Raw genomic sequence first — 7856 nt, 5'->3', positions numbered from 1 at the left:
CGCCATCGCACGCGACACCCAAAGCCGTCGCTGATTGACGCTCCGCGACAATCAAGGGCCAACAAAGCTCTTGCGCGCGACAATCATCGCGGCGATCATCATCACGCCGCGACACACTGACTCACCATCCTGATTGCCGCGCTCTTCCGACCCAGATCGCCGCGCTATAGTGGCGTCTTCGGCGTGATCAAACGCGAGCTCAAGCGCCGCTCAGCCATCGAGCCCGTCATCGGTCACATGAAAACTGACGGGCACCTCGGCCGCTGCTATCTCAAGGGCCGCGACGGTGATGCTGCCAACGTCATCCTCACCGCCGTCGGCCACAATCTCCGCCTCGTCCTCGACTGGCTGAGGCTTCTGTTGCGCCTCATCTTGCTCGCCCTATGCCGACCATTCGCCCTCGCGCCGGCATTCAGATCGGCTTCTTAACGGACGACGACTTATTCCCAAGCGCAGTGTGAGATGTTTATTGCTTCTGTTGGCAGGTCAAGTGGGTTGGGCGACGGCTGAGCGTTCACATAGTCGCAGGCCTTCGGTCATCTGCCGCTGCACCTGGCGACTCCGGTTCAGTACCATCTCCTTCCAGTCGGCTCTGTCCGGATAGAAGTGCTGTCTCACGCGTCGCCGAATTTCGTAACCAACCTCTGTTTCAATTTCCGTTTGGCGATAGGCGTAAAGCCAATGGTCAGCACGCGATACTGCTCTGCCTACCTCCGAAGGATACGTTCCGAACTCCAAACATACGTAGACGTGCCGATCGCCGAGGAGCCGCTGCCAGTAATCGTCCTGAGTGCCACTAAGCGCGACCGCCGATGAGGTGCCAAGGTCAGGCGAGGTGACCGAAGGACCGAAAATTTCCCGTGCACGTTGATACCCTGACATACCTGATGCCTGCTCACACTGCAGCTCACCACAGCCGTAGGGCCCAAGTCCTGTGTGATAGTCGACGATGACAACAAAGCGACGAGATTCGATACCGTAATCAAGGACGATCTGTTCGAGAGTTTGACGTGCGACGCTGGGGCCGAAGCCGCCGAAAAACATTCCGGTCGGATGCCGGTACTGTCCGCTGGTGCGAGCCTTTCGGAAAGCAATTTCGCCGTGTGCTACACGGAACTTCTCTATGGTTGCCTCGCCAGTGGCGAATATTGGCCCGTCCAGCTCAGGCGGCACAAGACTATCAGCAAGTAGATCGTAGGCTTCGTTATGAGGTAAGGGGACCGTGAAATCGACAAAGTTTCGATTGAGGTCACAGCCTTCGTGCGTGACGCGCCGATCCCACGCGAACCCATAAGGATTGAGGGCATGGATCAGCAACATCGCTTCATCAGATTTGAGATTCTCGTAACCACGCCCGGCCAACCAGTCGAGTTGTGCTGCGGATCCACAATACCCCTCGACGCCATGCGTTGCTGATACCATAATCCCCACCTTTGGGGCATGTCGATTACCAAACCAGGCGACATCGGTTGAGAGGGCTTCTCCAGAAGGGCCACGGCCTGGCGATGGATACAATTCGGACTCGGTACCCGCTGCCTCGCCAACATAGGCGCGAAATTTTTGACGAGCGTCGAAATAATTTGATGCGAAATGCCTATTCGCTGCGTCGACAATGGCGTCGTTCATCGGCTTTCCATTCGAGGGGTCGTATAAACTACGAGGTACTGGCAGTAGGGCATGCCCCTCAGCACAGCAGTACAAATGATTGACGACGTGACGTCTCGCTCGTTTAGGTGGTTAGTCACTTAAGGCTACCGATCAACGGCCGGCCTAGGGAGCAATGTACAGCACTGAGCTAGCGTCCTTTTAGCGGCAGGGTTCCGAGGTGGCTCCCAGCGTCGACGAGTAAAAACTCGCCGGTGATGTTGGAGGCACTCGTAAGAAAGAACAGCGCGGCTTCAGCCATCTGCTCGGGCGTTCCGGCTTGGCGCAAGGGCGTGGTCTGCTCCAGTGCCTCCTTCATCTTCTCGTAGTCGGCCTGCCCTAGGCCCTCCTTCAGCCAGCGCGTCTGAATGAAGCCGGGACACACCGTGTTGACCCTGACTGCCGGACCGAGCCATCGCGCCATCGCAAGCGTGAGCGTGTTAAGCGCCCCCTTGGAGGCAACGTAGGGAATCGAACTTCCTATGCCGGTTGCGCCTGCGTTCGAAGAGATATTGACGATCGAACCGCGCTCCTTGCTCTCGTCCCACTGCTTTTTCATGGTCGGCCACACGGCTCGACTCATCATGTACGGGCCGGCGACATTGATCCGCAGGATGCGATCGAAATCCTCTGCCGCAACACCATGGAGGTCACCCTCCTTCTGGAACTTGGTGGTGCCGGCATTATTGATCAGTCCGTCGATGCGTCCCCACTTTTGCAGTGTTTCGGCGGCTAACCTGCGGCAATCGGCATCCTGCCCCATGTCGGCCTGGACCAGGATGGCTTCTACGCCCAGGGCCTTTACCTTGGCCAAGGTCTCATCGGCTTCTTTTTTGCTCTTAGTGTAGTTGATCGCAACGTTCCAGCCGCGGCTTGCCAGTTCGACCGCGCAGGCCGCACCCAGCCCTGTCGCCGATCCGGTCACGATCGCTACCTTGGCCATGCTCTCCTCCTTTCGAACTCAGATAACCTGACGCGGCCACACTGGCTGATGCTGCAGCGCCTCGCTCAACCAGTCGCTGGTCGGCGGCGATGAAGGCCAGCTTGAGCGATGGATCGCCCACGCCTCGACATTGAGCCGCGTACTGGCGCCGGGCTGCAGCCCGAGTTCGAGATGCAGGGCTCGAACAATATAGACCGGTATTCAGGCCGAATTCCTCCAATTCTCGTTCTATAGGGCCGAAAATCTGCGCCGATCAGGGAGGCGCGAAGTTCCCCCCCCCCCCCCCAAAAAAATCTGATCCGCATGCTCTTCTGGCCGCGGATCATTAGGCGATCTGAGCTTTGGGGTGGGGTTTTAACGAGGGCAAGCTGGCAAGGGCGTTGTGCCGCACAATGCGAAACAGCCTTCGATTGACGAAACGAAAGAGGATGATGCCCTTCACCGCCATCGAACTGAAAAGACAGTCCAAGCGCTGGATCTCGGCGTAAATCGGCGCCTTATTGCATTAAATCCGATGAGGTGCGCTTCTACACTCAGCAATCGTTCAAATCGAGGGAGAGCAATATGGCAGGCAGGTCACCTACGCCGGATAGTCGAGGGGCTGAACCGGGGAGACTTCAGCCATCGACGGACCGAAGTGCGCTAGACATCATGCGTCAGCCGCTCCACGGGACGTGTGTCGTTGACCTCACGCACGTTCTCGCAGGGCCTTTTTGCACCACCGTCTTGGCGGATCTGGGGGCAGAAGTTATAAAGGTTGAGAGACTCGGTGTTGGTGATATGGGCCGTAAGGTCGATCCCTTCCGCAATGGCGAGAGCTATCACTTTGCCGGTCTGCATCGGAATAAGCGGGCTTTAGCCCTCGACCTCAAGCGCGATGCGGCCAAGCATATCCTGGAACAGCTGATAGTGCGAGCAGACGTTCTGGTGGAGAATTTCCGTCCGGGTACGCTCGAATCGCTTGGCTTCGGCTATGAACGCCTTCGCGAACTCAATCCTAAGCTTATCATTTGCTCTATCTCAGGGTTTGGGCAGAGTGGACCCTTGCGGGATCAGGCGGCGTTCGATTTGGTTGCGCAGGCGATAACGGGGATCATGAGCCTGACCGGCGAGCCGGGACGACCGCCCGTCCGAGCCGGTGTGCCAATCGGGGATATTCTTGCTGGCATCTACGGCGCTGCTGCGATTGCATCCGCCCTGATCGGCCGCACGAAATCCGGCCGCGGGTGCGTCATTGATCTCAGCATGTTCGATTCCCTCCTCTCGACGCTCACGTATTTCGCTGGCCGCTATTTGGCTGACGGTGATCTCTTGCCGCCGGTGGGCTCCGGCGATCCGAAGGCGGTCCCCTACGGTGCCTTTCCGGCGGCCGACGGCTACATCGCTATTGGGGTGTATGGTGATCACTTCTGGCCGCTTTTGTGCCGCGCTATCGAGCGGCCAGATCTTGCCGCAGATGCGCAGCTGGCCAAGGCCGCTGCTCGTGTCGAGCGACGAGAGGAGATTGAATCAATGCTTGTCGAGCGTCTAAAGAGCAAGACGGTCGCGAAATGGTGCGAGATCTTTGCGACCGCGGGTATTCCGAACGCTCCGGTTCTTAGCGTTGGAGCCGCGCTGGATCATCCGCACACACTCGCGCGTCGCCTAATCCTCGAGTTTGAGCATCAGAAGTGCGGGACGGTTCGGACGGTCGGTAGCCCTATCAACATCGATGGCGAGCCCCTTACGGTATCTGCGAAGCCCGGTCCCATGCTGGGCGAGCATACGGAGCAGGTGCTTTCAGAACTCGGATACGACGCCGCATCGATCGTCCGCCTCCGTAGCGAGGGTTCCATCGGTCCGTGAGAGCGATTCGCCCGCTGTTTCCGGGGCAGGAGGGCGAAATATGCGTGGCTCGATGCCTAAGGCGGTAATCGAGCTGCGCGACCCCGCGCATCGCAAACCAGAGCTCTCCGACGCCAACCAAGAGCGGGCGGCTGTAGTACTTCGTATTAACCGAAGTTGTCGATCGCGGTACCGCGGATCCAAGCGACGTTGGAGAGCCGTATCGTTCACAGTTCGATGCGACATGCACACCTGACAAGCCCGCGTGAATATGCCGGTCAAGAGCCGGTGCGAAGTCGCCTTAGCTGCCTGCTCAGCGGAGTTCGGCAGTGGGCCGCCAATTCCGCTTCAGCAATTGCATGACTGATTGTACACTTGCGCCCTTTAACCAAGACGAAGCGCCCTCACTTCGCAGAATTTCTCTAATTGGGCTTCATTTGTGCTGCTTTTTCCTCCTCAATACCGATTACATTCATCGTTTATAGTGTGACTGACCGAGTCAGGCTGGCCCTAGCGGAGTTCAGCTGTACGACAAGCATTTGTCGGCGAGAGCGCCGAAGACAGGAGAAGTTAATGGAACTCAAACGTAGAGAGCTCCTGCAAGGGGCGGCCGCGCTTGGCGTTGTCGCATCCTTGCCCTTCGCGCCTGAGGCACGGGCGAAAGAAATGCTCACAGTCGTGGAGTGGGGGCCGCCGTATATCGAAGGATCGAAGAAGGTTGCGGCAAAATGGGACAAGGCGGACATCGCCTGGGAGCTGCATGCCGGCGGAGCTGCAGCTATCCTCGGTAAGCTCAAGGCGACATGGCCCAATTCGCCCTACGACCTTGTCGACAACTGGTCGCCTATTTTCTACTCCATGGTCAAAGAGGGATGGGCAGAGACGGTCACCTTGGCTGACGTGCCGAGCCTCGCGGACGTGCCAGAGAAATTCCTGACGAAGGACGATAAGGGCAACATAAAGAATGTCCCGCGTTCGCTGAATACCAGCTTCTTTTTTGTGCGCACCGACCAGTGCCCCATTGAAATCAAGATCATCGAAGATTTGCTAAATCCCAAACTAAAGGGTCTGATCTCGTGGCCGAGCCCAATCATGCAGACGAACATGCAGACAGTGGCGCTGGCCTTGGCTCGTGGCGGGAACGAACGCAACCTCGATCCCGGCTGGAAGTTTCTCGAGGAACTGGCCACATCTGGCAATATCGGCCGAGTCTACCAGACGAACACTGACATCATCAATTCGATGACGACCGGCGAGACGTGCATCACCTTCGCTTCTCAAGCTAGCTTTGGTACCCTTGCTAAAACCGTGCCCGTCAAACCGTTGACGAAGGTGGACCCTTCGCTGAAGGCTGCTGTCTATGTCGAGGGTTGGGTGATCATGGCGAACTCGAAGAAGAAGAAAGCCGCCATGGAATTCGCCAATTTCATGGTAAGCAGGGACAGCTCCCAGCTGTTTCACCAATATGTCGGCAATGTTCCGGCCAACCAGAAAGCAAAACCTGGCTCGAACGTAGTCCATGTCCAGTTTACGCCAGAGGAGTTCGACAAATTCGCCTATTTACCGGACTGGGCCTATATGTCCACGCAACTGGACGCTTGGGTCAAGAAGTTCGAGCAGGAGATCGCACCGAAGATTTAGCGCGCCCCGCATCCATTGGGAGCAGCCCATGGTCGGTGCTCCCACTATTTAGTCTCGTGACAAGCGCCTCGTCGTCACGAGGCATCAAGCGCGCCAGCTACGTGAAGACTTGCGCACGTTCGATGCGTCCATCCCTCCGGCCTACCGCGAGAACGTTGCCGCTCAACGGCTCGCCGTTTTGAAATTGGTCAAACCAGAGTAATGCGCCTGAACTTTCGCGCGCCTCCTGCTCAGTTCTGCATAAATAGCTGGTCTCTTCGCAGGGTTTCATCGCTCTGGCCGCGCTCTATGCTGTCTTTCCACGTTGTCGCCAGCCTATATCTTTCCCGGCAGGGCAGACAGAGGCTGCATAGGAGAGTTTGGACAACGCGCATTATGGATCTGCCGAAAATGTCGCGCATCGAATCGGGATTGCTATCGTTATGGGCATTGTGCAGGACAAAGTTGTCGTCGTCACGGGGGCAGGGCGCGGCATCGGGCGTGACATGGCACTCGCGATGGCGCGCGAGGGTGCGAAGGTGGTCGCAAATGACATCGGCACGTCCGTCGCGGGGGAGGGCCAGAACGAAGGCCCGGCGCAATCGGTCGTAAACGGGATCAGGGCGCTCGGTGGGCAGGCAGTCGCTAGCACCGACAGCGTATCCGAACAAGCTAGCGCTGCGCGCATCGTGGCGACCGCGCTGGACGCGTTCGGGCGCATCGATGTGATCGTGAACAATGCCGGCATCCTGCGCGACCGTTTCTTTCACAAGATGAACGCGGAAGAATGGGATTCCGTCATTAAAGTGCACCTGTACGGCACCTTCTACGTTAGCCGCGCCGCCGCGCCCCATTTCAAGGAGCAAGAGTCCGGCTGCTACATCCACATGACCTCAACCTCCGGGCTAGTTGGCAACTTCGGCCAGGCGAACTACGCGGCCGCGAAGCTCGGCATCGCAGCGCTGTCCAAGTCGATCGCGCTCGACATGCAGAAATTCAATGTGCGCTCTAATTGCATCTCGCCGTTCGCGTGGAGCCGCATGATCGGCTCGATCCCGACTGAGACGCTCGAGGAGCAGGCTCGAGTCGAGCGCCTGAAACAGTTGACGCCCGCAAAGATCGCGCCCCTTGCGGTGTGCCTCGCGAGCGACGCGGCAAAGGACGTCACGGGCCAGATCTTTGCGGTGCGCAACAACGAGATCTTCCTGATTAGCCAACCGCGTCCTGTGCGCTCGGTCCATCGCAGCGAAGGCTGGACGCCACAAACCGTCGCCCTGCAGGCGTTGCCAGCGTTGAAGGCGAGCTTCTATGGGTTGGAACGCTCAGCCGACGTGTTCTGTTGGGACCCGATCTGAGGGCTTCCATGATTGAACCTAAAAAGCATCGGAGCCTCTTACTAGTTCAAGTAGCGGCCTCCCCCGAATGCACTTGCTGAAGTCGCGCATCGTGACCTTGTAGTTACCTAGGTGAACTCGATGGCGGTTGCCAATCTGCGCAAATCAACTCAGTGCTAACTGCGCGGCTCGTAGCCTTGGCGCTAAGTCGCTGAACAACGCCGATTTCCGCGTAGATGCGGACCCGCCCAATGTGCTAGGACGATAGCTCGATGATTTTCGTGCCGAAAGGAAGGTGCGAACTAAGCCGCTCGATCATTGCGCCTGACCTTGCCCCCAAGTTTTATCCAGTCCTGAGTTCGCTCGGGCCATTGGATTTGCCCGGTTGGGCGGTGGGAGCGGCGGGAGCTGGCTCGGAGCCATCGGCATAGCGCAGCGCCAGATCCCGGCGCGGGTGATAGGTGAAGGCGAACTCGGAGGGCGTTTTCCAT

The 7856-nt window shown here is 58.1% G+C and carries 5 protein-coding genes and 2 pseudogenes; 4 read left to right on the top strand and 3 right to left on the bottom strand.

Features of this window, described 5'->3' with window-relative positions:
• Nucleotides 1-171: 171 nt before the first annotated feature.
• Nucleotides 172-429: pseudogene (locus Q2941_RS49600) on the top strand (transposase); the annotation flags it as partial.
• 57 nt (nucleotides 430-486) lie between these two features.
• On the opposite strand, the gene Q2941_RS49595 reads toward Q2941_RS49600, so the two are convergent.
• Entirely contained in the window at nucleotides 487-1626 is a 1140-nt protein-coding gene (locus tag Q2941_RS49595; protein WP_458197246.1) for a M14 family metallopeptidase, read from the bottom strand.
• 169 nt (nucleotides 1627-1795) lie between these two features.
• Nucleotides 1796-2587: an SDR family NAD(P)-dependent oxidoreductase gene (locus Q2941_RS49590; RefSeq protein WP_458197245.1), complete on the bottom strand. Its 792-nt coding sequence runs from the start codon at nucleotides 2585-2587 to the stop codon at nucleotides 1796-1798.
• A 564-nt stretch (nucleotides 2588-3151) separates the two neighbouring features.
• Between Q2941_RS49590 and Q2941_RS49585 the strand changes: the two genes are divergently transcribed.
• From Q2941_RS49585 to Q2941_RS49575, 3 genes are all read left to right on the top strand, one after another.
• Complete coding sequence (locus Q2941_RS49585) at nucleotides 3152-4432, top strand: CaiB/BaiF CoA transferase family protein (protein WP_458197244.1); 1281 nt, start codon at nucleotides 3152-3154, stop codon at nucleotides 4430-4432.
• A gap of 552 nt (nucleotides 4433-4984) precedes the next feature.
• On the top strand, nucleotides 4985-6052 hold the full coding sequence (locus tag Q2941_RS49580; protein WP_458197243.1) for an ABC transporter substrate-binding protein: 1068 nt from the start codon (nucleotides 4985-4987) through the stop codon (nucleotides 6050-6052).
• Nucleotides 6053-6474: 422 nt separating this feature from the next.
• Nucleotides 6475-7386, top strand: a complete 912-nt coding sequence (locus Q2941_RS49575) for an SDR family NAD(P)-dependent oxidoreductase (RefSeq protein ID WP_458197242.1) — start codon at nucleotides 6475-6477, stop codon at nucleotides 7384-7386.
• 322 nt (nucleotides 7387-7708) lie between these two features.
• On the opposite strand, the pseudogene Q2941_RS49570 reads toward Q2941_RS49575, so the two are convergent.
• Nucleotides 7709-7856: pseudogene (locus Q2941_RS49570) on the bottom strand (IS3 family transposase); the annotation flags it as partial.

It is taken from the genome of Bradyrhizobium sp. UFLA05-153 (assembly GCF_054185185.1).
This window is presented reverse-complemented; position numbering and strand designations above follow the sequence as displayed.

Coding starts and splice junctions, on each gene's coding strand:
- Q2941_RS49595 (WP_458197246.1), bottom strand. CDS start 1,626: ATGAACGACGCCATTGTCGACGCAGCGAATAGGCATTTCGCATCAAAT.
- Q2941_RS49590 (WP_458197245.1), bottom strand. CDS start 2,587: ATGGCCAAGGTAGCGATCGTGACCGGATCGGCGACAGGGCTGGGTGCG.
- Q2941_RS49585 (WP_458197244.1), top strand. CDS start 3,152: ATGGCAGGCAGGTCACCTACGCCGGATAGTCGAGGGGCTGAACCGGGG.
- Q2941_RS49580 (WP_458197243.1), top strand. CDS start 4,985: ATGGAACTCAAACGTAGAGAGCTCCTGCAAGGGGCGGCCGCGCTTGGC.
- Q2941_RS49575 (WP_458197242.1), top strand. CDS start 6,475: ATGGGCATTGTGCAGGACAAAGTTGTCGTCGTCACGGGGGCAGGGCGC.